Genomic DNA, 21,329 nt, shown 5'->3' on the forward strand with positions numbered 1-21,329 from the left:
GGGCGCTCCCGATGACGACCGCGCACCAGCAAGAGAGCGAGGCTGCCGTCGCAGACGCCGGGGGTGGAGAGACCGCCGGCCTCGCGCTGCCGGGCGCGCCGCGCAGCGCGGGCGACCCCCCCGCGCGCGCAGCAAGCGCGGCGCGCGCGCTGCCCGCGCGCCTCGCCTATGCGCTCGCGGCCCTCAGCGGGCTCTTCTACTTTCTCGGGTTTCCTGGGATGGATCTCTGGCCGATCTCGTTCTTCGGCCTCGCCCCGCTGATCGTCGCGCTGCGCGGACAGACGCCCGGGCGCGCGGCGCTGCTCGGCTGGATCGCCGGCTTCGTCATGACGATGACCGGCTTCTACTGGCTGCTCGAGATGCTGCGCGTGTTCAGCGGATTCCCCACGATCCTCTGCGCGCTCTTCATGGCCATCCTCTGCGGCTACCAGGCCGGGAGGATCGCCCTGTGCGGGTGGCTCTACGGGCGGGCCGAGGCGCGCGGATGGCCAGGCTCGGTGGCCTTCGCGCTCGCGTTCGTGACGAGCGAGCTCGTCTTTCCGCTCCTCTTCCCCTGGTACTACGGCGCATCGGTCCACAACGCGCCGGTGATGGGCCAGGTCGCGGATCTCGGCGGCCCCTACCTCGTCGGCCTGGTGCTTGTCGCCGCGAACCTCGCGATCGCCGAGCTCGTGACGCACCGGCTGGATCGCGCGAGCCCCGCGCCGGGCGAAGCCGGCCGCGACGCCGGCCCGCCGCGACGCGGTCGCCCGCTGAACCGCGCGGTCGTCGCGGTGGGGATCGCCGCCCCCGCCCTCGCCGCCGTGTATGGCGTCCTCCGGATCCGCGCCGTGGACGCGGCCGTCGCCGCGGCCGAGCCGATCAAGATCGGGATCGTCCAGCCGAACCTCGCGCTCTTCGACCGGCGAAACGCCCACAAGATCCACGTGAGCCGGACCCGGGAGCTCGCGCAGCAGGGCGCGGAGCTCGTCGTGTGGAGCGAGGCGGGCGTGCCGCAAGCGTTCCGCGAGTCGGCCTACCAGCGCGAGGTCCAGCGGTCGCTCACGGGCCGCCTCGGCGTCCCCACGGTGGTCGGCACGGTCATCCACCGGCGGGCGGCCGACCGGAACGAGCGCGGCGTGAGCTTCAACACCGCGCTCATGGCCGGCAAGGATGGCGAGATCCTCGGTCGATACGACAAGCAGTACCTGCTCGCGTTCGGCGAGTACCTCCCCTTCGGCGAGCTGGTCCCGTACCTCTACAAGCTGTCGCCGAACTCGGGCCGCTTCAGCCCCGGCACGTCGCTCGCTCCGCTCGAGTGGGACGGCCACAGGCTCGCGACGATGATCTGTTACGAGGACATCCTGCCGCACTTCGTGAACAAGCTGGTCGCCCAGGGCGACCCCGACCTCCTCGTCAACCTCACGAACGACGCCTGGTTCGGCGACTCGACGGAGCCGTGGATCCACCTCGCGCTCGCGAAGATGCGCTCGATCGAGCACCGCCGCTACCTCGTGCGCGCGACGAACAGCGGCGTCTCCGCGATCGTCGACCCGGTCGGGCGGGTCGTCACGCACAGCGACACGTTCAAGGAGCAGTCGCTCCTCGGCGAGGCCCGGTTCATGCGCGCGCAGACCGTCTACGGGACCGTGAAGGACATCCCGTGGTACGTCGCCGCGGCCGCGAGCGCCGCCATGGCGCTGTTCACGCGGCCGAAGCGCTGGCGGCTCGAGCGCGGCAAAGCCTGAGCCGCCAGCGCATTCGCGTGGCACACGCCGACGCCGCCCGCGCGCGGCGCGGCGGACGCTCGAGCGACGCAAGAGCGGCGGTCGCCCGCACAGGAGACGGGCCCAGATCGGCGTTTTCGGCGCGGAAGCGTACTCATGTACGCTGAGCACCGAAAACGTCGAGATGGGCCCGTATCCGAAGCGGGCGACCGCCGCTCTAGAGCTTCATCGCCTTCTTGAAGCGCTTCGCGTCGGCGAACATGTCGACGTTCGTGAACACGTACGTCGCGTCGTCGTGCTTCGCGCCGCGCGCGATCTCCGCGAGCCGCTCGATCGCCGGATCCTCGTAGCGCGACTTGTGCCCCGCGGGACCGTGCAGGCGGTAGTACGCCACCTTCAGCCGCGAGAGCCCCGCGTTCAGCGGATCGCGCGCGGCGAGCGCGCCGACCTCCTGGGTGAGCTCGTCGCACTCGTCCGGATCCCACCCCGGCGGAGGCTCGAAGACGACGCGCTCGAAGCGCTTCTTCACGTTGACGAGGAAGTCGCGCAGGATGGCCTTGTTCGCGCGCGTCGGCGTGAACTCCGGGGGGCCGACGAAGACGGCGAGCTTCGCCTCGAGCTCATCCGCGACCGCCTCGATGCTCTTGAGCGCCGTCTCGATGACCTTGCCGTCCCGAAACCCCTCCTGCCCGATCTCGCGCGGACCGAGCAGGGCGAAGCGAAAGCCGCCTGGAGCTTCGCGCCGCCAGCGCCGGATCGTTCCAGGTCCCGGGAGGGACACATGGGTCTCCTGCACCTCCACGAACATGAACTCGCGGAAATAGCGCGTCGCTGGGACGGGAAAACCGGCGCAGCCGACGGTAATCATCGCCCCCACCCTAGCCCACGCGCGCGCTGGCGAGAAGCCAGACCGATGGATTTCTCGATCGGCTCGCCCGGGCGCCCGAACGATGACGCCGGGGCGCGAGGACGTGGTGGACGCAGTGCATGCCCGCTCACTCTTCCCTCTCCCTCGCGTCCCCCTCGCCCCGCGACGCCGCTGGCTCGGATGGCTCGGAGCACGGGCGCGCAGGAGCGCCGTCGACCGCGCCCGCGGCTTGCCCGAACGGCAGCGCGAGCGCCGCGGCGCTGCGATCGACCTTGCGCTGCAGGCGGGCCCGGCGGCGGGCCTGCGCGGGCTCGGGCTCCGCGGTGCCCTGGTCGGCCAGCTCGAGGGCGCGGGCGAAGGAGCGCACGTGGTGCTCGTAGAGCTTCGCGAGCTCGAGGCGCACCGAGGGATCGTCGATCTCGGCCGCGAGGGCCTCGTAATCCGCGAGCGCCCGCGCCTTGTCCCCGCGCGCCTTCGCGATGTCGCCGCGCGCCCGCCGCGCGACCGCGCCACCGCCGCGCTCGACGGCCGCGTCCGCGAGCTCGGCCGCGCGCTCGAGCGCGCCCGCCCGCCGCAGCGTCGCGGCCACCCCGGCGAGATCGCCGGCGGCGAGGCTGCCGAGCGGCTCGCCGTAGAGGCCGACCAGCGCGACCATCGCGAGGACGTCGGCGGCGTTGTGCTCGACCACGCCGATCAGCGCCTCCTCGTCGCCGGTGCGCAGGAAGTGGGCGTAACACGCGACGATCTCGCCGCCGGGCACGTCCCCGACACGCACCCGGCCGAGCACGTCGTGCTCGAGGGCGATGAGGGTGCGGCTCTTCAGGCGGGCCTTGTGGATGCGGCGCGCGACGTGGACGAGATCGAGGTGCGGCAGCTCGGGCGGCGGCGGCAGGCGGTTCATCACGTAGCGCGCGCGCAGGAGCGGCATGTCGAACGCCTTGCCGTTGTACGTGACGATCATCGAGGCGGCGGCGAGGCGCTCGGCGAGGCGGCGCAGGATGGGCTCCTCCTCGCCGAGGCGGCGCAGGAGGAGCTGCTCCATGACGAAGCCGTCGGACGAAGGCTCGCCGAGCGGCCCCGCGCTGTCCGCCCCGGGGTCGAACCAGGCGAGGCCGATCAGGAACGGCACGGTGCCCGTGCCGCCCGCGAGGCCCGTGGTCTCCGTATCGAGGAACAGCGCCCGCCGCACGTCGCAGCCGGCGAGCGCCGGATCGAGCGAGAGGAGCGCGAGCATGGCCGGGTCGGCGTCGCGCGCGGCGACGAGCGGCGCGCGGCCGACGCGGGCGGCCGCGAGCGAGCGGGTGCGGCTCGCATAGAGCGGCCCCCCGGGCGTCTGCTCGACATGGAAGGGGAGCTCGCCGCGCGCGGGATCGGCCCTCGGGGTCGGCGGCGCGCCCCGGGCGACGATGCGGGAGATGCGCTCGCGCAGATCGTCGAGCGACGGTCGAGCGACGCCCGTCGAGGGCGATGCAGACGCCGCGGCCAGCGCCGCGGCCGCCGGTGCGGGAGGAGCTTCGGAAAAGCCGGCGCCGTCCACGGCGGGACCGCGATCGAGCGACGCCTGCGCGACGGCGAGCGGCGCAGGGCCGCGCCGCTCCGCCGGGAGCGGTCCGAGCCGCGCGAGCTTCGACTTGAACGACGTCATCGGCCGGTCGCGAGGTTTCCACGCCGGGCACTGCGCATCAAGTCAGTGGTCCAGCGGAGGCCGCTTCAGGGACCCTGGCCCGATCCCTGGAGCGCGGCGCTGGGACCGACGCCGAGCTTCGCCCGGATCGCGGCGAGCACCTCGTCGGCTTGCCGCTCGGTCTCGGCGCGATCGCCGGAGTTCTCGATGACGTAGTCGGCCACCGCGACCTTGCTGGCGAGCGGGAGCTGCGCGGCGAGCCGGGCGCGCACGTGGTGCTCGGTCGCGCCGTCCCGCGCCATCGCGCGGGCGATCTGGACCGCCTCGGGCACGGCGACCACGACGAGCGGGCGGAACGCATCGGCGACCCCGTTCTCGACGAGGAGCGCCGCCTCGTAGCAGGCGAGCGGCTCGCCCTGCGCCTCCAGCTCGGCGGCGCGCTCCAGCGTGAGCGCCGTGATGCGCGGGTGCACGATCGCGTTCAGCTGGCGCCGCTTGTCCGGATCGGCGAACACCACCGCGGCGACGCGCGCGCGATCGAGCGAGCCGTCCGGCGAGACCACCTCCGGGCCCAGGGTGCGCACCACCTCGTCGAGCCCCTCGGTTCCCTTCGCCACCACCTCGCGGGCGAGCGCGTCGGCGTCGATGACCGGAAGCCCCCGCGCGCGAAAATGAGCCGCCACCGTGCTCTTGCCGGATCCCAGGCCGCCGGTGAGCCCGAACAGGACGATCCCCATGCCCGCTTCAGCCCCCTCCCTGGCGTGACCGGCACGCCTCTCCGCTGTCAGATCTCGACCCAGCATCACAACGCATCGCGTCAAAACCGGCCTTCGTCGTCCCCACGGTCGAGCGCGGCCGGCGTCGGAAGGAGGTGCGACATGCGCCGGCGCCCACGTCTGCCCGGAGCGCCTGCTCGCCTCGTGACCACCACGACCCGAGCCTACCTCGAAGGGGGGTCTGCGACCGTCGAGTTTCCTCGCCGTCGGCGCTTAAGAAGTCCGCTTCTCCGGGAATGCAACTACCATAACGGGGTGGTGGCAAAGATCGATGACCGGCCGGAGTCGAGCCTGCACGCCGCGTTCGATCGCTCGGACGCGCACCGCGGCTCGCCGGACAAGCAGCTCGCGTCGTGGCTGTCCGAGCTCGACGTCGGCGTGATCGAAGTCGACGCCGAGCAGCGCGTGGTGCGCGTCAACGGGGCAGCGGAGCGGCTGACCGGCTGGTCGATCGTCGAGGCGCGCGGCGCGCTGCTCGATCGCGTGCTCCGGCTGATCCCGGCCGCGGGGACGACGAGCGGAGATCCGGACATCGACGTCGGAGAGATGACGGAGCTGTTCGACGAGGGCGCGCCCGCGAAGGCCGCCGCGCCGCCCGCGCTCACGCCGCGGCGCGAGCCGGTGGCGCCGCTCGCGCCCGTGATCATCGACGAGGGCGCGCTGCGCACGCCGGGCGCGCCGCTCGCCGCGCCCGAGGCAGCCGCGGCGAGCAGACCGACGTCCGCGCGGTACACCGCGCTGCTCGAGCGCCGCGACGGCTCGGTCATCCCCGTCGTCCACACGATCGGCACGCTCACGGGGCGGCCCACGCGCGAGAGCCAGCGCGACTCGAGGCCGCCGCCCGCCCCCGGGCAGCTCATCCTCTTCCGCGAGCTCGGCGCGCCGGGGCCCTTGCCGATCCACCCGGCCAAGCCCCGCTACGACGCGCTGACGCGGCTCCTCGATCGGTACGCGATCATCGATCGCATCGAGGAGGCGCTGAACGACTGCAGGGCGAACAACACGCCGTACGCGCTCTGCTACATCGACCTGGATCGCTTCCGGCTCGTGAACGCCACGTGCGGGCACGAGGCGGGCGACGATCTGCTCCAGTGGGTCGCGACGCGCGTGCACGAGATCGTCGGCCCGAAGGACGCGGCCGGGCGGATCGGCGGCGACGAGTTCGTCCTCTTGCTCGCGGACAAGAGCGAGCGCGAAGCGGAGCGGATCGCGCGCGACCTGCAGATCTGCCTGCTCGAGTTCCGGTTCGGGTGGGCGGAGAAGACGTTCTCGATCGGCGCGAGCATCGGGCTCGTCGTGCTGACCCCGCACTTCGAGCGGGCCGTCGACGTGCTCGGCGCCGCCGATCACGCGTGCCGCATCGCGAAGGAGAACGGGCGCGGGAGGCTGCAGGTCTACCTCGACGACCAGCAGATGACGACGAGCCGGCGCTCGATGCAGTGGGTCGCGAGCCTGCAGCGCCACCTCGCCGAGGGGCGGCTCCGGCTCTACTCGCAGGGCATCCACCCGCTCATCAAGCCGGGCGCGGCGCACACGCCCCGCGGCGCGCACTTCGAGGTGCTCGTGCGGCAGCTCGGCGAGGACGGCCGGTTCTACTCGCCGGTCGGCATCATCCAGGCGGCGGAGCAGAGCGGCCTGATCCACGTGATCGATCGCTACGTCGCGCGCCAGGCGTTCCGGCTCATCGGCGCGCTGCCGCAGCACGCGCTGAGGCGCCTCGACACGTGCTCGATCAACCTGTCGGGCGTCTCGCTGCTGCGCGAGGGCCTGCTCGACTTCCTCGTCGAGCAGCTGCACCGGGCGCAGGTGCCGCCGAGCAAGATCTGCTTCGAGATCACCGAGACGGCGGCGCTCGCCAACCTCGGCGAGGTGCTGTGGTTCATGCAGGAGCTCGGCGCCATGGGGTGCCGGTTCGCGATCGACGACTTCGGCAGCGGGCACGCGTCGTACGGCTACCTGGAGAGCCTGCCGGTCGACTACGTCAAGATCGACGGCATGTTCGTGCGCGATCTGAAGGACAACTCGCTCCACCGCGCGATCGTGGAGTCGGTGCACCGCATCGGCGACACGCTCGGCATCAAGACCGTCGCCGAGCAGGTGGAGAACCAGGAGATCGCCGATCTGCTCACGTCGATGGGCATCCACTACGCGCAGGGGTGGCACTTCGACAAGCCGCAGCCGCTCGTGGACCTCTGCGGGTCGCTGCGCGCCCAAGGCCAGCCGAGCATCCCGGACGCGACCGGCTCGCCGGAAGGCCGCTGACGCGATCGCGGCGGGAGCCCGCCTGGGCTCGCCGCGCGATCCGCTGGATCCTGCTCAGAAAAGAAGCGCTGACGCCGTCGTGAGCGTGACGCCGGCGGCCTGCATCTCGGCGAGCGCGGTGGCGACCCCGGCCTCGGTGATGCCGGCGACGGCGTCGGTCAGGAGCACCGTGCTGTAACCGCGCTGGGCGAGGCCGAGGGCGGCGGCGCGGACGCAGTAGTCGGTCGCCACGCCGTAGACGACGAGCTCCGGCGCGCCGCCGAGCGCCGCGGAGAGCTCGCGCAGGAACGCCTCGGCGAGCGGGTTCGCGAAGAGGCTGTAGACCTCCTTCTCGAAGTAGACGGCGTGGCTCCTGCGCGCCGCGAGCTCGCGCACCGCCGCGTCGATCGGCGCGCGCTCCACGTTCGGGAGGAAGCGGAAGCGCGGCGGCAGCGTCCCCTCGACCTTCAGCCAGCCCGGCGTCCCCTTCACGCAGTGGTCGGGGAAGCCCGGCTTGCCGCCCTCGGGGGCCGGCGTGTCGTTCGACGCGAACTCCCACGCGTCCCACGCGTGCGAGTCGACCGAGCCGACGATGGGGATCCCGTGCGCGACGGCGTGCTCGGTGAGCCTCCGGAACAGCGCGTTCGGCGAGCCCTTCACGTACAGCGCGCCGGTCTCCTCACAGAAGTCCCGCTGGACGTCAACGTCGACGAACACCCTCGGGGGCGAAGATTGTCGGGGCCATTGACCGCTCGCCATGTCGTCGTCTCCTGTCGTGGGGGGCGCGCGGCCTCTCGCGGCCGCGCACGCCAGGGGTCTCGCTCGCTACCGCTGTCCTGCGCCGGAGACGACGCGGGCGCGCACCGCCTCCACGAGCGCGCCGAGCCGCGGCGACACGTCGGCCGCGAAGGGCGCGCCCTGCTCGGGCTCGTCGTCGATGGAGAGGAGCGCGTCCGGGAGCCCGGCGAGCTGCGCGCGCGCGCGCAGCCGGACGGCGTCGAGCCCCTCGGGCGGCGCGACCCGGGCGCCGCGCGCCATCACGGGCGCGAGCAGCGGCTCGGCGTCGGGGCTCATCGGCTCGCCCTCGAGCGCGATCACGTCGCGGGCGAGCTTCCCCGATCGATCGCGGAAGCGGTGCACCTGGTGCGCGCCAGGCAGGGTCGCCTTCCCTTCCGAGAACTTCGCGATGGGCGTGCGCTCTCCGCCCGCGCCCCGCTCGACGTCGCCGATCTCCACGAGCTTGTAGACGCCGCCGAGCGCCGGGGCGTCGATCGACGTCACGAGGTCCGTCCCGACGCCGTAGAGGTCGATGGGCGCCCCGGCGCGCCGGAGCTCGGCGATGCGGTGCTCGTTCAGATCGCCCGAGGCGACGATCTTCGCCGACGTGCAGCCTGCGTCGTCGAGGATCTTGCGCACGGCCACGCTGAGCGCGGCGAGGTCGCCGGAGTCGAGCCGGACCCCCTTCAGCTTGTCGCGCGCGATCGCCGCGGCGCGCGCCGCGCCGACGAGCGTGTCGTAGGTGTCGACGAGCAGGATCGCCGCGCTCGGGAAGACGGCGACGTAGGCCTCGAACGCGGCCTGCTCCGTCGGGTGGGCCATGGTCCACATGTGCGCGGCCGTCCCGATCACCGGGATGCCGAAGCGCATCCCGGCCTCGACGTTGGAGGTGCCGACGCAGCCGACCGCGTACGCGGCCCGCGCAGCGTCGATCGCCGCCTCCGGGTGCGCCCTGCGGGTGCCGAACTCGATGACCCCCGCGTCGCCGGCGGCCAGGACGACGCGCGCGGCCTTCGACGCGATCGCGGTGGCGTGGTTGATGGCGGACAGGGCGAACGTCTCGATGAGCTGCGCCTCGATGAGCGGCGCCGTGACGCGCAGGACCGGCTCGTTCGCGAAGAACGCGGTCCCCTCGGGGATGGCCCAGACGTCGCCGTGGAAGCGGAAGTCCCGCAGGTAGCCGCAGAACGCCGGCGTCATCGCGTCCGCGAGGGCGGGCAGCGCGCTCAGGTAGGCGATCTGCTCCTCGGTGAAGCGGAGCTCCTCGAGGTAGCGCACGACCCGCGCGAGGCCCATCGCGACGAGGAAGCGCCGGCGCCGGGGCAGCCGCCGCACGAAGAGCTCGCACGTCGCGACGCGCGAGGCCATGCCGCGGTGGAAATAGCCCGCCGCCATGGTCAGCTGGTAGAGATCGGTGTGCAGCGCGTCCACAGATCATGGCTAGAGACGCTGGACGTACGGGTCAACCGGAAGATCGCGTGGCGTGAGGCGGTGCGCCGGCCATCCTCGAGATCGCTCCCCGGGCCGCTGCGGGCAGCCCCCCGCGACGGCCGCGGCTGGACTAAGCTCCGCGGCCATGGCGGCGAAGATCCTGGACGGCAAGGCGATCGCGCAGAAGGTCCGCGACGAGGTGCGGGAGGGGGTGGCGCGCTTCGTGGCCGCCCACGGTCGGCCCCCCGGCCTCGAGGTGGTGCTCGTCGGTGAGGACCCGGCCAGCGTGACGCACACGCGGAGCAAGGAGCGGATGTCGAACGAGGTCGGCATTCGAGGACGGCTCCGCGCGCTCCCGGCCGCGACGACCGAGGCCGAGCTGCTCGCGTGCGTCGCGGAGCTCGACGCGGACGACACCGTCGACGGGATCCTCGTCCAGCTGCCGCTGCCGGCGCACATCCGCGCGCACGCCGTGCTCGACGCCATCGATCCCGCGAAGGACGTCGACGGCCTCCACCCGGTGAACGCAGGGCTGCTCGCGATGGGCCGCCCGGGCGGCATCGCGCCGTGCACGCCGGTCGGCTGCATGCGCCTGCTCGCCGAGGCGGGCGTCGAGCTCGCCGGCGCCCGCGCGGTGGTGGTGGGGCGGAGCAACCTCGTCGGCAGGCCGATGGCGCAGCTGCTGCTCGCGCGGCACGCGACGGTCGCGATCGCCCACACGCGCACGCGCGATCTGAAGGCGCTCTGCCGCGAGGCCGACGTCCTCGTGGCGGCGGCGGGGAAGGCGAAGCTCATCGGCGGCGACTGGATCAAGGAAGGGGCCACGGTGATCGACGTCGGCATGAACCGCGACGACGCGGGCAAGCTGGTGGGCGACGTCGATTTCGACGCCGCGAGGGAGCGGGCCGCCTGGATCACGCCGGTGCCCGGCGGCGTCGGCCCCATGACGATCGCCTCGCTGCTCGAGACGACGCTGCGCGCCGCGGAAGCGCGCGTCGCGAAGCGGTAACGATGGCCGTGACGAGTGGGCTCGCGCCCGCGCCGCAGCCCGGCGCCGACGGGGAGGCCGCCTCCGCCGCCGAGCGCGCCGCGGCGTTCGTCGCGCGCGAGACGGCCGTCGCCCGCCCGCCGTTCGTCCCCGAGGTCAAGCTCCACCTGGCGACCGAGGTCACGCCGCTCTGGCACGCGACCGAGGCGGCGCTCGCGCGCGCGGGCGTGCCGCCGCCGTACTGGGCGTTCGCGTGGGCGGGCGGGCAGGCGCTCGCGCGGTACCTCCTCGATCATCCCGCGGCGGTCTCGGGCAAGCGCGTCCTCGACCTCGCCTCCGGCGGCGGGATCGTCGCGATCGCCGCGGCGCTCGCCGGCGCCGCGCGCGTGAGCGCCGCCGACATCGATCCGTTCGCCGCGGGGGCGCTCCGGCTGAACGCGGCCCTGAACGGCGTCACCGTCGACGTGATCACCGAGGATCTCACGGCGAGCGCCGCGACGGCCGCGTGGGACGTCATCGTGGCGGGCGACGTCTGCTACGAGCGCGCGATGGTCGACCGCGTGCTCCCGTGGCTGCGCCAAGAGGCCGCGCGCGCCACCGCGGTGCTCGTCGGCGATCCCGGGCGCGCCTATTGCCCCTCGGAGGCGGTCGAGGAGCTCGCGCGGTACCAGGTCCCCACGTCGCTCGACCTCGAGGGCCGCGAGCAGCGCGAGACGCGGGTGCTGCGGCTGCTGCCGCACCCTTCGGGCCGCGAGGGGGGGCAGCCCGGCCTGTAGGCGGCGTCCGGAGGCGCGGCGCCTCGCCGGGCCGAGGCGCCGCCTACGTCGCGCCGAGCCGCCCTCCGTTCAGCCGGCGCACGTGCCCCCCGATCGCCGCCGCGAAGGCCGCGTCGTTCGTCGTGAGGAGCGTCGCCTTCCCCTCCGCGCGGCGCTGCTCGATGAGCTCCAGCACCGTGCGCGCCCCCTCGGCGTCCAGCCCGTTGGTCGGCTCGTCGATCACGAGCAGCCAAGGATCGCCCACCAGCGCCGCGAGAAGGAGCGCGCGCTTGCGCTGACCGAACGACAGCCTGGAGAGCCGCTGTCGATAGAAGGCGGCCGCGCCGAGCCGGTCGATCCACGCGCGCCACGCGCCGTCGAGCGGCGGCGCCTGCTTGAGCGCGCGCACGAGGGCGCAGAGCTCCGCGACCTGGAGATCGGGCAGCGCCTCGGTCGCGTCGGGCGCGTAGCCGAGCCGGCGCCGCGCCGAGGCCGCGGCGCCGTGGACGGCCTCTCCCGAGAGCGTCACGGCGCCGCGATCGGGCTCCAGCAACCCGACGACGACCCGCAGCAAGGTCGATTTGCCGGCGCCGTTTTCGCCCATCACGACCGCCACCTCCGAAGGTCCGCAGCGGAGTTCGACGCCCGAGAGCACGTCCCTGCCCGAGAGCCGCTTGTGGATCCCCGTCGCCTCCAGCGTCACAGCGCCCTCCCCTCTCCTGCCGCCGCGCCGCGCCCGCGACCCGGCGAGAGCCAGCGCGCCCCGGCGGGCACCGAGAGCAGCGCGGCGGCCGGAGCGAAGGCCGCGAGCGCGAGATCGCCCAGCGTCCACGCGGCCGCGATCGACGCCGCGATCGCCGCGAGCACCGAGAGCAGCACCCGGCTGCTGTCGCGGCCGTCCTGCCGCACGGACCACCGGACGCAGCCGAGCGCGATCGCGGCGAGGAGCAGCCCCGCGAGCCCCGCGCCACCGACCAGGCGCAACGTCACCGAGGGGGCCGCGCCGGTGAGCGCGCCGACCACCGCGCCGTGCCCGAGCGCGAGCGCGACGGACGGCGCGGCCACCGCCGCGACGACGGCGCCCGCGCGGAGCCCGGCCGCCGCGCCGCACGCGTCGAGGAGCCACGCGAGCCGCCGCTCCTCGCGCAGGACGGGACCGGAGAGGCCAGCGCCCGCGCAGAGCGCGACGGGCGCGAGCGCGACGAGCGACCCCGCGGCGAGCGGCCCGCCGCCGAGCCGCCCGCTGTTCCGGGCCCAGACCGCCGCGGCGAGCGCGCCGATCGCCGCGAGGGCGAGGCCCCGCACGAGCACCGCGCGGTGGCCACGGACGAGCGCCGCCAGGTAGGCGAGCGCGAGCGCGACGAGCGCGGGCGCCGCCGATGGGATCATCGAGCGCTCGCGGCCGGCGGGGATCTCTGGAGCGCGGGCGACGGCCGCGCGCAGCCCGACGGCCAGCGCGGGCGCGGCGCACGCGAGCAGCACCGGCGCCGGGGCCCCGAGCGCGATGGCGCCCGCGAGCAGCGCGAGGGCCGAGAGCTCGCGCGCGCCGCGCGGGCGGGCGAGGAGCATGCAGCGCGCCGCGAGCGCCGCGGCGCCGGCGGCGCAGCCGGCGAGCGCGCCGGTGCCGACCGCCCAGAGCGCCACCCACGGGAGCTCCGCGACGGCGAGGAGCAGCGCGTGAGCCGAGAGCAGCTCGCGGCGCGGGACCGGAAGCGCGCGGAGAAAGAACGTCGCCGGAGCGCGGAGCAGCGCGCGCGCCGCCGGCGTCCCGACGAGCAACCACGCCCCCCACAGCGCGACCCGGAACAGGGGCGACTCACCCGCGATGCCCGTGAGCTGCGAGGGGTGCATCCCGTTGCCGCCGAACACGACCGCCGCGACGAGGCCCATGCCCATGTACAGCGGCATGGCGCGCGCGAAGGCGTCCTTCCCGGCCGTCGAGACCAGGACGCGCACGACGAGGGCGAAGCGGCGCAGCACGTCACGTGCTTGTACCGCACGGCGGGCCGGATGCTCCCCGCGGAAGCGCATGGCCAGCGCGGCGGTCGTCCCCGCCGCGTGGCCGGTGTCGCGGAGCGCGCCGGAAGCAGTAGACTCGACCGGGTGAGCCGCTCCCCTGGGCGCCGTGGCCCCAACCCATCGCAGCTCTCGCTGTTCGGTCCAGCGCCGGAGCCCGCCGCTGCCGAGGCGGCGCGCGAGCGCGACGCGATGGCGGCGGTCTACGACGACGCCGCTCGCCTCGCGGCGCGGCTGCCCCCGGGGCTCCACCTCGGCACGAGCTCGTGGAGCTTCCCCGGCTGGCAGGGCCTCGTCTACGCCGCGCGGCAGAGCACGGAGGAGCTCGCGCGCGATGGCCTCGCCGAGTACGCCCGGCACCCGCTGCTCACGACGGTCGGAATCGACCGCAGCTTCTACGCCCCCGTCCCCGACAGCGACTTCCGCCGTTACGGAGCGCAGCTGCCGGACGGCTTCCGCTGCGTATCGAAGGCGCTGCACGCCGTCGTGTCCCAGACGCTGGAGCGATCGCAGCCCCCGCCGGCCGAGGACGAGGGGCGGAGCGCGGGCCCCGCTCGCCTCGAGCCGAACCCGGATTTTCTCTCGGTGCCGCTCTTCCTCTCGCGCGTCGCCGCGCCGCTGCTCACGGTGTTCCGGGCGCACGCGGGGCCGGTGCTGCTCGAGCTGCCCCCGGTCGGCCCGCCCCACCGGCTCCCGCCGCGCGCGTTCTTCGAGCGGCTCGACGCGTTCCTCGGCGCGCTGCCGCGCGAGCTCTCCTGCGCGGTCGAGCTCCGGGAGCGCGCCTATTTCACCGGCGAGTACCGGGAGATCCTGGGCGCGCGCGGCGTCGCCCACGCCTACAGCTACTGGCGCAACATGCCGTCTCCCGGGGCCCAGGCCGAGGTGGTCCCCGTCTCGAACGCCCCGTTCGCGGTCGTCCGGCTCTCGCTCAAGCCCGGTCGCCGCTACGAGGCGGAGAAGCGCCGCTTCCACCCGTTCAACCAGGTGGTCGAGCCGGATCCCGAGATGCGCGCGGAGGTCGCGCGGATCCTCTGCGAGGCCGCGGCGCTTCGCATCGAGAGCTTCACGCTCGTGAACAACAAGGCCGAGGGCTCGGCCCCCCTGACGGTGCGCGCCATCGCCGAGGAGGTCGCCGCGGCGTGGCGCGAGCCCAAGGCGCCCGCGACGACCGCCGGCGGGTGAGCCCGACCAGGGCAGGACGGAGCGGGCCGGCGCGACGCGCGCGCCGGCGCCGCGGAGAGGACAGGCTGGAAAGGGTCGCCGCGCGGGCGGCCTCGGGGCCGGCGCGGCGCGCCCCTCCCGGCCACCGCGCGCGAAAAGGGCTCTCCTCGCCGTACCATCCGTGCAACACCTCGTGCACCACGGCCCGAGCGCCGGCGCGCCGGCCGCGGCAGAGGACGCGCACAGCGCTTGGAGGTGCCCAGTGAAACGCAGTGAAGCTCCGGCCCGCGCCGATGTGGTCATCGTCGGTGCCGGCCACAACGGTCTCGTCGCCGCCGTCCTCCTCGCCCGCCGCGGGCTCGACGTGGTGGTGCTCGAGGAGAAGGACGCGGTCGGCGGCGCGGTGAAGACCGAGCACCCCTTCCGGAAGGCGCCGGGCCTCGGCGTCTCGAGCGGCGCCTACCTGCTCGGGCTCGCCCCCCCCGAGCTGCTCCGCGAGGTCGGCGTCGCCCTCCCCCTCCGGCGGCGCGATCCGCACTATTTCCTCCCGACCACGGACCGGCGCTACCTGCTCTTCGGCTCGGACCAGGCCGCGATGAAGCGGCAGTTCCTCGAGTTCTTCTCCCAGGAGGACTGGGACGCGAACAGCGCGCTCCAGGCCGAGCTCGCCGCGCTCCGGGACGACATCGCCCCGACGTGGCTCGCGGAGCCGCTCTCCATCGAGGAGACGGCGGAGCGTTACGTGCGGCCCGCTCTCCGGCGGACGTTCGTGGCGCTCTGCCGGGGCACGATCTCCGACTACCTCGCGCGGTTCGGCTGGAAGAGCGACCTCCTCAAGGCGATGTACGCCGTGACCGACGCCTTCTCGGGGCTCGCGGGCGGCTTCGAGTCGCCCGGCACCGGCATGAACTTCCTCATCCACAACATGTGCCGCCTCCCCGGCGCGGACGGGACCTGGATGATCGTCGAGGGCGGGATGGGCACGATCTCCCGCCTCTTCGCCGAGAAGGCGAGGGCCGAGGGCGCGACGATCGTCACCGGCGCCCGCGTCGCGCGGATCGAGGCGTCCGGGGGCGCCGTCTCCGGCGTGCTCCTCGAGGACGGCACGCGCATCGCCGCGAAGGTGGTCGTCTCGAACGCCGATCCGTACCGCACCCGCGCGCTCGCCGGCGAGGCGGCGATCGGGGCCTCGCTCTCGGCGCGGCTCGACGCGCTCGCGAAGGACGGCTCGACGCTCAAGGTCAACATGGCGCTGACCGGCCTGCCCACGTTCACGTGCCTCCCGGAGGATCGCGGGCAGTTCGGGCCGACCATCCACCTCTTGCCGGACGAGGACGTCGTGATGGACACGCTGCGGCAGGCCCACCGCGACGCGATGAGCGGGCGCCTCCCGGAGTTCCCGGCGATCGAGTGGTACTTCCACACGCCGATCGACCCGAGCCTGCGCGACGCGGAGGGCCACCACAACGCGGCGCTCTTCGTGCAGTGGGTCCCCTACGCGCTCGCGGGCGGCGAGACGTGGGACGAGGCCGCGCCGCGCTACGTGAAGCACCTCCTCTCGATCTGCGATCGCTTCGCGCCTGGGATGAGCGACCTCGTGCTGGAGACGTTCACGCTGGCGCCGCCGGACATCGAGCTGCACTTCGGGATCACGAAGGGGCACATCCACCACATCGACAACAGCTTCGGCTTCGCCGATCGCGTGCCCTACCGGTTCGGGCTCGCCGGGCTCTACTCGTGCAGCGCGGGGACGCACCCGGCCGGGTCGGTCATCGGCGCGGCGGGGCACAACGCCGCGAAGGCCGCGCTCGCCGACCTCGGCAAGTGAGGCGTGCGCCGACGGTCAGGCCGCCGCGCCGGCGCCGTCACCCGGCCGCGCGCGCGACCGTCCCCTTCGCCGTCACCACCGCGCGCTCGAGCGGGGCGCCGGCGCCGAGGACCACCCGCGCTCCCGGCCAGACCACACACCCGCGCGCCGCGCCCGCCCCCTCGACCCGCGCCCCCGCCCCGACGACGCTGCCCGCCACGTCCACGCCTTCGGCGACGGACGCCCCCGGGCCGACGTAGCTCCGCAGGCCGCGCTGCGAGAGCCAGTGCGCGCTCGCCGCCAGGTACGCGGCCACCGTTCCGATGTCGTGCCACACGGCCGGCGCCGCGAACGTCGCGAGCGAGCGCCCCTCGCGCAGCCACGGCAGGTACACGTCCCCCACCATGCACCCGCGCGGCGGCAGCCTTCGCCGGAGCGCCCCGCCGACCACGTGCACGCCCACGAAATCGCCGCCCGCGACCTCGTCGCCGAAGCGCTCGCCGCGGAGCCGCACCACCTCGCCCCGCGCGCCGACGCCGACCGTCCCCTCCCCGGCCGGCCGCGGCGCGACCGCGAGCGTCGCGCCCGCGCCGTGACGGCCGTGCGCCGCCGAGAGCGCCGCCACGTCGAGATCGATCAGGATGTCGCCGTTCCAGAGGACCACGTCGCCCTCGCCAAGCGCGCCCGCCGCGTTCGCGAGGCCCCCGGCGGTGCCGAGGGGCTCCGGCTCGTGCAGGACGTCGACGGGCACCGGGAACGCCGCGAGCAGATCGCGCGAGAATCGCTCCGCGAGGTGGGATTTGTTCACCGCGACGCGAACGACGCCGCCCGCGGCGAGCCGCTCGGCGATGTGCGCGATGAGCGGCCGATCGCCGAGCCACAGGAGCGGCTTCGGCATCTCGTCCGTGAGCGGGCGGAGCCGGGTCCCGAGCCCCGCCGCGAGGATCATGGCAGAGGCCATGGCCGCGAGGATCGCCCCTTCACGGGGAACGTTCAAGAAATCGAGGTCGCCACGGCGCGACCGCGCAGCCGCGCGACGGCGCCGGCGGAGATGGCGGCCGTCGGCCCGCTCCCTCGTTCAGCTCACTCCCCCCGCTCGGGCAGCCCCTGCGCCGCGCGCTCGAGCAGCTCGTGCCCCGTCGCGTCCCCCTCCTCGATGTGCGCGACGCCGATGCGGAGGGTCATCCGGAAGGGCGTCGTGGCCGCTCGCCGGAAGCGGCGCTGGCGCACCTTCTCGCCGAGCACCTTCGCGAACGCGGACGCCCGCGTCCGGCCGATCCCGGGGCAGACGATCGCGAGGGTGTCGCGGCGGTAGCGCCCGAGCAGCCCGCCTTCCGGCACGTAGATCCTGACGATGCGCGCGAGGTCGCCGAGGATGCGATCGACCCCCGCGCGGCCCTGCGCCTCCTCGACGCCCTGGAGCCCCTCCACGCTGAGCAGCAGCAGCGAGAGCCGCCTCGTCCGCTGCTCCTTGGCGCGCTGCACCTCCTTCTTCAGGAAGGCCCGGAGCCGCTCCTCGTGGACGACCGCGGCGAGGTCCTCGTCGCGGTGGCGCGAATCGCCGGCCTTGGGCGCTGGCTCCGGAGGCTTCGGCCCGGGGTCCGACGGCGAGCTGCCGCGCCGGTCGTCGGGCGAGCTGGCACGCCGCTCGTCCGCCTCGACCCCGCGGCGGGACGACGGCGGCGGGTTCGTGGGCCGCTCGGGCGGGGGCGGCGTCGACGGGGCGGGCGCGCCGAGCGCCTCCGCCATCAGCGTGACGGCCGCCGTGGCGCGCTCGAAGCGGTCCTTCGGGTCGATCGCGGTCGCCTGCTGGAACCACGCGTCGAAGGCGGGAGGCAGCCGGATGCTGCTGCGGCGCCGCGCGGCGCGGGCGCTCGGAGGCTCGGGCAACCCCGCCACCATCCGCTGGAGGAGCGCGTAGACCGACGGCAGGACGTTGGCCTCGGTCAGCCAGTACGGGCTGCCCACGAGCAGCGCGAAGGCGACATGCGCGAGCGCATGGATGTCGGTCTTCGGCCCGACGGCGACGTCGCCGCGGATCTGCTCGGGCGCCATGTAGAGGGGCGTCCCGACCATCGCCGTGCGGTCCGCCATGCTGCGGTGCGCCACGACCTTCGCCAGCCCAAAATCAAGGACCTTCACGCAAGGAGAGCCGTCGTCCCGCCTCGTCAGGAAGAGGTTCGCCGGCTTGAGGTCCCGGTGGACGATGGCGGCCGCGTGCATCTTGTCGAGCGCGCGCGCGACCTGGCCCAGGTAGAGCACCACCTCGGCTGGCGGCAGCGGGCCGCGGCGCGCCGACAGGCTCGCGAGCTCCTCGCCCTGGAGCAGGTCCATGACGAGGAACGGCATCCCCGAGTCGGCGTCGATGCCGGCATCAGAGACGTGAACGATGTGGTCGCTCTCGATACCGCCCGTGATCTTGGCTTCCTGGGCGAACCGGGCGCGCTGGGCCGGGTCCTGGATGGATCCGGCGAGCATCACCTTGAGCGCTCGGCGGCGGTCCGTGACCACGTCCACGACCTCGTACACCGCCCCCATCCCGCCCGTCTTGATGGGGCGCACGACGCGGTACCGCCCATGGAAAGGCGTGTCGGGTCGGAGCTGCGCGAGGCTCGGCGGATCCATGGGGTGATCGCGGCCCTGGGAGCATAGATCGGACCGGCCTTGTCCGGTCGCCGTTCGCGCCTCTCGAGGTGGGGTGGGCAGCTGGTGTGCCGGAAAACTCGACGCCTCTGGCGGCCGCGTGGTAGCTCCGCCGGGTGGGTTCGTCTGCGCTCGCCGTCCTCTCCGCCGCGAGGCGGAGCTCCGTGCCCTGGGCCGCGGCCGCGTTGCTCGGCCTCGGCGCCGTGACCCTCATCACAGCGCCCAGCTGCGGCAACGACGCTGTGGGCGTCGACGCCTGCCGGCGGATCGAGCAGGCCCGGTGCGAGGCGGCCGCCGTGTGCCCGGAGTGGATCGGCTCCGGGGACGTCGAAGAGCGGGTGAACACCTGCGTCGAGTTCTACTGGGACCAGTGCCTGCACGGCTTCGAGAACGGCGCCGGCGGCGGCCAGACCGTGGAAGAGCCGACGACCTTCCAGGTCGATGCCTGCGTTGCCGCCGTCGGCGAGGCGCGCGCCTGCGCCAGCGCCAAGGTCGCGTCCATGGCGGAGTGCTCTGCGGCGCCGCTCGCCGCGGGCGTGGACCGCGCGATCACCCCCTGCAAGGTGATCACCGCGCAGGCGGAGGCGCTCGAGGCCTGCGCGTTCGTCGCCGCCCCGAACAGCGGCGGCGCTGGCAGCGGCAGCTCTGGCAACGCGGGCAGCGGCGGCGCCGGCGGCAGCAGCGCGGGCAGCGGCGGCGCCGGCGGCAGCAGCGCGGGCAGCGGCGGCGCCGGCGGCAGCAGCGCGGGCAGCGGCGGCGCCGGCGGCAGCAGCGCGGGCAACGGCGGCGCCGGCGGCAGCAGCGCGGGCAACGGCGGCTCTGGCGGCGGCAGCGCGGGCAACGGCGGCTCCGGCGACGGTAACGGCGGCGGCAACGGCGGCTCCGGCGGGCTCTGATACAGCTGCAGGAAGCCCCCTCGGACTGACGGATCGCCCACCTCGCACCAACCTGCTAGGTTCAGGGAGGACTTCGACGATGGCTACACCGGCAACAGTCCACGTTGATGTGGAGCTCCCTTCCGATCTCGCACAGCTCCGCCTCCCGGCGGGGGTCGATCGCAGGCTGCAGGCGCTCCTGGACAAGCAGGATCGCGGGGAGAAGCTATCGGCGGATGAGGCCATCGAAGCCGAGGGGCTCGTCGATCTCGCCGAGTTGCTCAGCTTGCTGCGCCTCCGCGCATCGCGGAAGGAGCCTGCGCTGACGCGATGAGCGGCGACGGCGTGCCCGCGGCGCTTCAGCGTCGCGTCCGCAAGCGTGCCGCCGATCGATGCGAGTATTGCCGGCTCTCCCAGGTCAGCCAGGAGGCCACGTTCCATGTCGATCACATCCAGCCACGGCACGCAGGTGGCCTGACCGCCCTGGAGAACCTGGCGCTCGCCTGTGTGTCGTGCTCCCTGCGCAAGGGAGCGCGGACCCATGGAGAGGACCCGACCACGGGCGACCGCGCGAGCCTCTTCCATCCTCGCTGGGGTCGCTGGGAAGACCACTTCGACGTCACGGGCGAGCTGTTGATCGCCGGGAAAACACCGACAGGCCGCGCCACGGTCGCGCTGCTCCGGATGAATCGGCCTCTCGTCATCGAGATTCGACGTGAAGAGGCGCTGCGGGGTCGGTTCCCGTAGAGGGCGGGCGCCCGCGGCTTCCGCGAGCTCATCACCGCCTCGCGAGCGCGAGCGGCGCATCCGGCAGCTCGCCCGCGAGCGCCGCCGCCGGCGGCGGGCCTCGCTCGGCCGCGCGCCGTGCCCGCGCAGCTGGGCCGCGTTTCATGTGGCGCCGTTCCCCGGCTTGGACTAGTGCCCCCTGCCGATGGGCCGAGCTCGAGCTGGTTTCGGAACCTTGTTCGCTGCGGTGTTCGCTGCGGATCACGCGCGCGGGCGCTCCCCGCGACCCCGGACCGGCCGGTGCGCCCTGGCGCTCGCCGTCCTCGCGCTCACGGCCTGCGCCGACGGGTCCAACAACGACGACGACCTGCAGCTCGGGACGTCGGTGACCATCGACCCGCTCGCCTTCCTGGGCGGCGACGTCCAGTGCTCGGGCTCGGACGAGCCGGAGGCCATCCGCAGCTACGTCGCCACGCTCATCGACAACAGCGCGGAGGGCGGGCCGTCCCCCCTCGCCTCGTCGCCGCCAATCTCCTGTGCGTGGAGCGTGTCGTTCACCTCCGTCGTCGAGGGGCACGAGTACACGGTCAGGATCGACGGCTACGGGGGGGAGCTCGCCGATCAGCTCACGCCCAAAGGTGGCGCGACCTCCGGCAACCCCGAAATGCTGCTCCCCAACGGTGACAAGGCCGACCCGACCTGGACGTGGGAGTGCCCCGGCCCCGACCCCGACGTCCCGGACGGCGCCGGCTCGATCGTGGCCGAAAAGGACGTAGAAATCGTCGTCCGGACGTGCGCCCTGCCCACCCGCGTCGAGCCCTGACCTTTCCGGCGTCCCCGTTGCGCCGCCTCACGCTCCCGCCGCGCTGTCCAGCGCCCCCGCCCAGGACGCTCCCGCGCTCCCGCCGCGCTGTCCGGCACCCCTGATGCGCCCT

At 74.2% G+C, this 21,329-nt stretch carries 19 protein-coding genes; 10 read left to right on the forward strand and 9 right to left on the reverse strand.

What is annotated here, in order from left to right:
* Nucleotides 1-11: 11 nt before the first annotated feature.
* Nucleotides 12-1,727, forward strand: a complete 1,716-nt coding sequence (lnt, locus tag WMF22_RS20555) for an apolipoprotein N-acyltransferase (RefSeq protein ID WP_438036778.1) — start codon at nt 12-14, stop codon at nt 1,725-1,727.
* A gap of 196 nt (nt 1,728-1,923) precedes the next feature.
* Here lnt and WMF22_RS20560 read toward each other — a convergent pair whose 3' ends face one another.
* The 3 genes from WMF22_RS20560 to coaE all read right to left on the reverse strand — a co-directional run bounded on the left by WMF22_RS20560 (nt 1,924) and on the right by coaE (nt 4,935).
* Nucleotides 1,924-2,574, reverse strand: coding sequence for a DUF72 domain-containing protein (locus WMF22_RS20560; RefSeq protein ID WP_012236337.1), 651 nt, complete (start codon nt 2,572-2,574; stop codon nt 1,924-1,926).
* A 127-nt stretch (nt 2,575-2,701) separates the two neighbouring features.
* Nucleotides 2,702-4,219, reverse strand: coding sequence for a ribonuclease H-like domain-containing protein (locus tag WMF22_RS20565; RefSeq protein WP_437300746.1), 1,518 nt, complete (start codon nt 4,217-4,219; stop codon nt 2,702-2,704).
* A gap of 65 nt (nt 4,220-4,284) precedes the next feature.
* Complete coding sequence (coaE, locus tag WMF22_RS20570; protein WP_437300747.1) at nt 4,285-4,935, reverse strand: dephospho-CoA kinase; 651 nt, start codon at nt 4,933-4,935, stop codon at nt 4,285-4,287.
* Nucleotides 4,936-5,232: 297 nt separating this feature from the next.
* Between coaE and WMF22_RS20575 the strand changes: the two genes are divergently transcribed.
* Nucleotides 5,233-7,236, forward strand: a complete 2,004-nt coding sequence (locus WMF22_RS20575) for a putative bifunctional diguanylate cyclase/phosphodiesterase (RefSeq protein ID WP_437300748.1) — start codon at nt 5,233-5,235, stop codon at nt 7,234-7,236.
* Nucleotides 7,237-7,290: 54 nt separating this feature from the next.
* Here the strand turns inward: WMF22_RS20575 and WMF22_RS20580 are convergent, their stop codons facing one another.
* Both WMF22_RS20580 and WMF22_RS20585 read right to left on the reverse strand, forming a co-directional pair.
* Nucleotides 7,291-7,932 (reverse strand): cysteine hydrolase family protein, encoded by a 642-nt coding sequence (locus WMF22_RS20580; RefSeq protein ID WP_438036779.1) that lies wholly within the window; start codon nt 7,930-7,932, stop codon nt 7,291-7,293.
* Nucleotides 7,933-8,040: 108 nt separating this feature from the next.
* A complete protein-coding gene (locus tag WMF22_RS20585) occupies nt 8,041-9,423 on the reverse strand; it encodes a nicotinate phosphoribosyltransferase (RefSeq protein WP_437300750.1) in 1,383 nt (460 codons plus the stop codon).
* Between the two features lie 145 nt (nt 9,424-9,568).
* Between WMF22_RS20585 and folD the strand changes: the two genes are divergently transcribed.
* Both folD and WMF22_RS20595 read left to right on the forward strand, forming a co-directional pair.
* A complete protein-coding gene (folD, locus tag WMF22_RS20590; RefSeq protein ID WP_437300751.1) occupies nt 9,569-10,432 on the forward strand; it encodes a bifunctional methylenetetrahydrofolate dehydrogenase/methenyltetrahydrofolate cyclohydrolase FolD in 864 nt (287 codons plus the stop codon).
* A 2-nt stretch (nt 10,433-10,434) separates the two neighbouring features.
* Nucleotides 10,435-11,187: a class I SAM-dependent methyltransferase gene (locus WMF22_RS20595; RefSeq protein WP_438036780.1), complete on the forward strand. Its 753-nt coding sequence runs from the start codon at nt 10,435-10,437 to the stop codon at nt 11,185-11,187.
* A gap of 43 nt (nt 11,188-11,230) precedes the next feature.
* On the opposite strand, the gene WMF22_RS20600 is transcribed toward WMF22_RS20595, so the two are convergent.
* Nucleotides 11,231-11,869, reverse strand: a complete 639-nt coding sequence (locus tag WMF22_RS20600; RefSeq protein ID WP_437300753.1) for an ATP-binding cassette domain-containing protein — start codon at nt 11,867-11,869, stop codon at nt 11,231-11,233.
* Entirely contained in the window at nt 11,866-13,146 is a 1,281-nt protein-coding gene (locus WMF22_RS20605) for a hypothetical protein (protein ID WP_438036781.1), read from the reverse strand. The genes WMF22_RS20600 and WMF22_RS20605 overlap by 4 nt, the downstream gene beginning before the upstream one ends.
* A 123-nt stretch (nt 13,147-13,269) precedes the next feature.
* Between WMF22_RS20605 and WMF22_RS20610 the strand changes: the two genes are divergently transcribed.
* Together WMF22_RS20610 and WMF22_RS20615 are read left to right on the forward strand one after the other, a co-directional pair.
* Complete coding sequence (locus WMF22_RS20610; protein WP_438036782.1) at nt 13,270-14,364, forward strand: DUF72 domain-containing protein; 1,095 nt, start codon at nt 13,270-13,272, stop codon at nt 14,362-14,364.
* A gap of 241 nt (nt 14,365-14,605) precedes the next feature.
* A complete protein-coding gene (locus WMF22_RS20615) occupies nt 14,606-16,171 on the forward strand; it encodes a phytoene desaturase family protein (protein ID WP_438036783.1) in 1,566 nt (521 codons plus the stop codon).
* Nucleotides 16,172-16,208: 37 nt separating this feature from the next.
* Here the strand turns inward: WMF22_RS20615 and WMF22_RS20620 are convergent, their stop codons facing one another.
* Both WMF22_RS20620 and WMF22_RS20625 read right to left on the reverse strand, forming a co-directional pair.
* A complete protein-coding gene (locus WMF22_RS20620) occupies nt 16,209-17,147 on the reverse strand; it encodes a sugar phosphate nucleotidyltransferase (protein ID WP_438036784.1) in 939 nt (312 codons plus the stop codon).
* 86 nt (nt 17,148-17,233) lie between these two features.
* On the reverse strand, nt 17,234-18,775 hold the full coding sequence (locus WMF22_RS20625; protein ID WP_437300758.1) for a protein kinase domain-containing protein: 1,542 nt from the start codon (nt 18,773-18,775) through the stop codon (nt 17,234-17,236).
* A 182-nt stretch (nt 18,776-18,957) separates the two neighbouring features.
* Here WMF22_RS20625 and WMF22_RS20630 point away from each other — a divergent pair, with 182 nt between their 5' ends.
* From WMF22_RS20630 to WMF22_RS20645, 4 genes are all read left to right on the forward strand, one after another.
* Nucleotides 18,958-19,689 (forward strand): hypothetical protein, encoded by a 732-nt coding sequence (locus WMF22_RS20630; protein ID WP_438036785.1) that lies wholly within the window; start codon nt 18,958-18,960, stop codon nt 19,687-19,689.
* Between the two features lie 79 nt (nt 19,690-19,768).
* Complete coding sequence (locus WMF22_RS20635; RefSeq protein ID WP_044965251.1) at nt 19,769-20,002, forward strand: hypothetical protein; 234 nt, start codon at nt 19,769-19,771, stop codon at nt 20,000-20,002.
* Nucleotides 19,999-20,415 (forward strand): HNH endonuclease, encoded by a 417-nt coding sequence (locus WMF22_RS20640; RefSeq protein WP_438036786.1) that lies wholly within the window; start codon nt 19,999-20,001, stop codon nt 20,413-20,415. The genes WMF22_RS20635 and WMF22_RS20640 overlap by 4 nt, the downstream gene beginning before the upstream one ends.
* 226 nt (nt 20,416-20,641) lie before the next feature.
* Nucleotides 20,642-21,217, forward strand: coding sequence for a hypothetical protein (locus WMF22_RS20645; protein ID WP_438036787.1), 576 nt, complete (start codon nt 20,642-20,644; stop codon nt 21,215-21,217).
* The last annotated feature ends 112 nt before the right edge of the window (nt 21,218-21,329 follow it).

The organism is Sorangium sp. So ce204, assembly GCF_051526795.1.
GTDB classification, from domain to species: Bacteria; Myxococcota_A; Polyangia; order Polyangiales; family Polyangiaceae; genus Sorangium; species Sorangium cellulosum_B.

Bases quoted from the DNA above. Each gene is read 5' to 3' on its own strand.
- folD (WP_437300751.1), top strand. From the start codon at position 9,569: ATGGCGGCGAAGATCCTGGACGGCAAGGCGATCGCGCAGAAGGTCCGC.
- WMF22_RS20640 (WP_438036786.1), top strand. From the start codon at position 19,999: ATGAGCGGCGACGGCGTGCCCGCGGCGCTTCAGCGTCGCGTCCGCAAG.
- WMF22_RS20560 (WP_012236337.1), bottom strand. From the start codon at position 2,574: ATGATTACCGTCGGCTGCGCCGGTTTTCCCGTCCCAGCGACGCGCTAT.
- WMF22_RS20595 (WP_438036780.1), top strand. From the start codon at position 10,435: ATGGCCGTGACGAGTGGGCTCGCGCCCGCGCCGCAGCCCGGCGCCGAC.
- WMF22_RS20635 (WP_044965251.1), top strand. From the start codon at position 19,769: ATGGCTACACCGGCAACAGTCCACGTTGATGTGGAGCTCCCTTCCGAT.
- coaE (WP_437300747.1), bottom strand. From the start codon at position 4,935: ATGGGGATCGTCCTGTTCGGGCTCACCGGCGGCCTGGGATCCGGCAAG.
- lnt (WP_438036778.1), top strand. From the start codon at position 12: ATGACGACCGCGCACCAGCAAGAGAGCGAGGCTGCCGTCGCAGACGCC.
- WMF22_RS20565 (WP_437300746.1), bottom strand. From the start codon at position 4,219: ATGACGTCGTTCAAGTCGAAGCTCGCGCGGCTCGGACCGCTCCCGGCG.
- WMF22_RS20625 (WP_437300758.1), bottom strand. From the start codon at position 18,775: ATGGATCCGCCGAGCCTCGCGCAGCTCCGACCCGACACGCCTTTCCAT.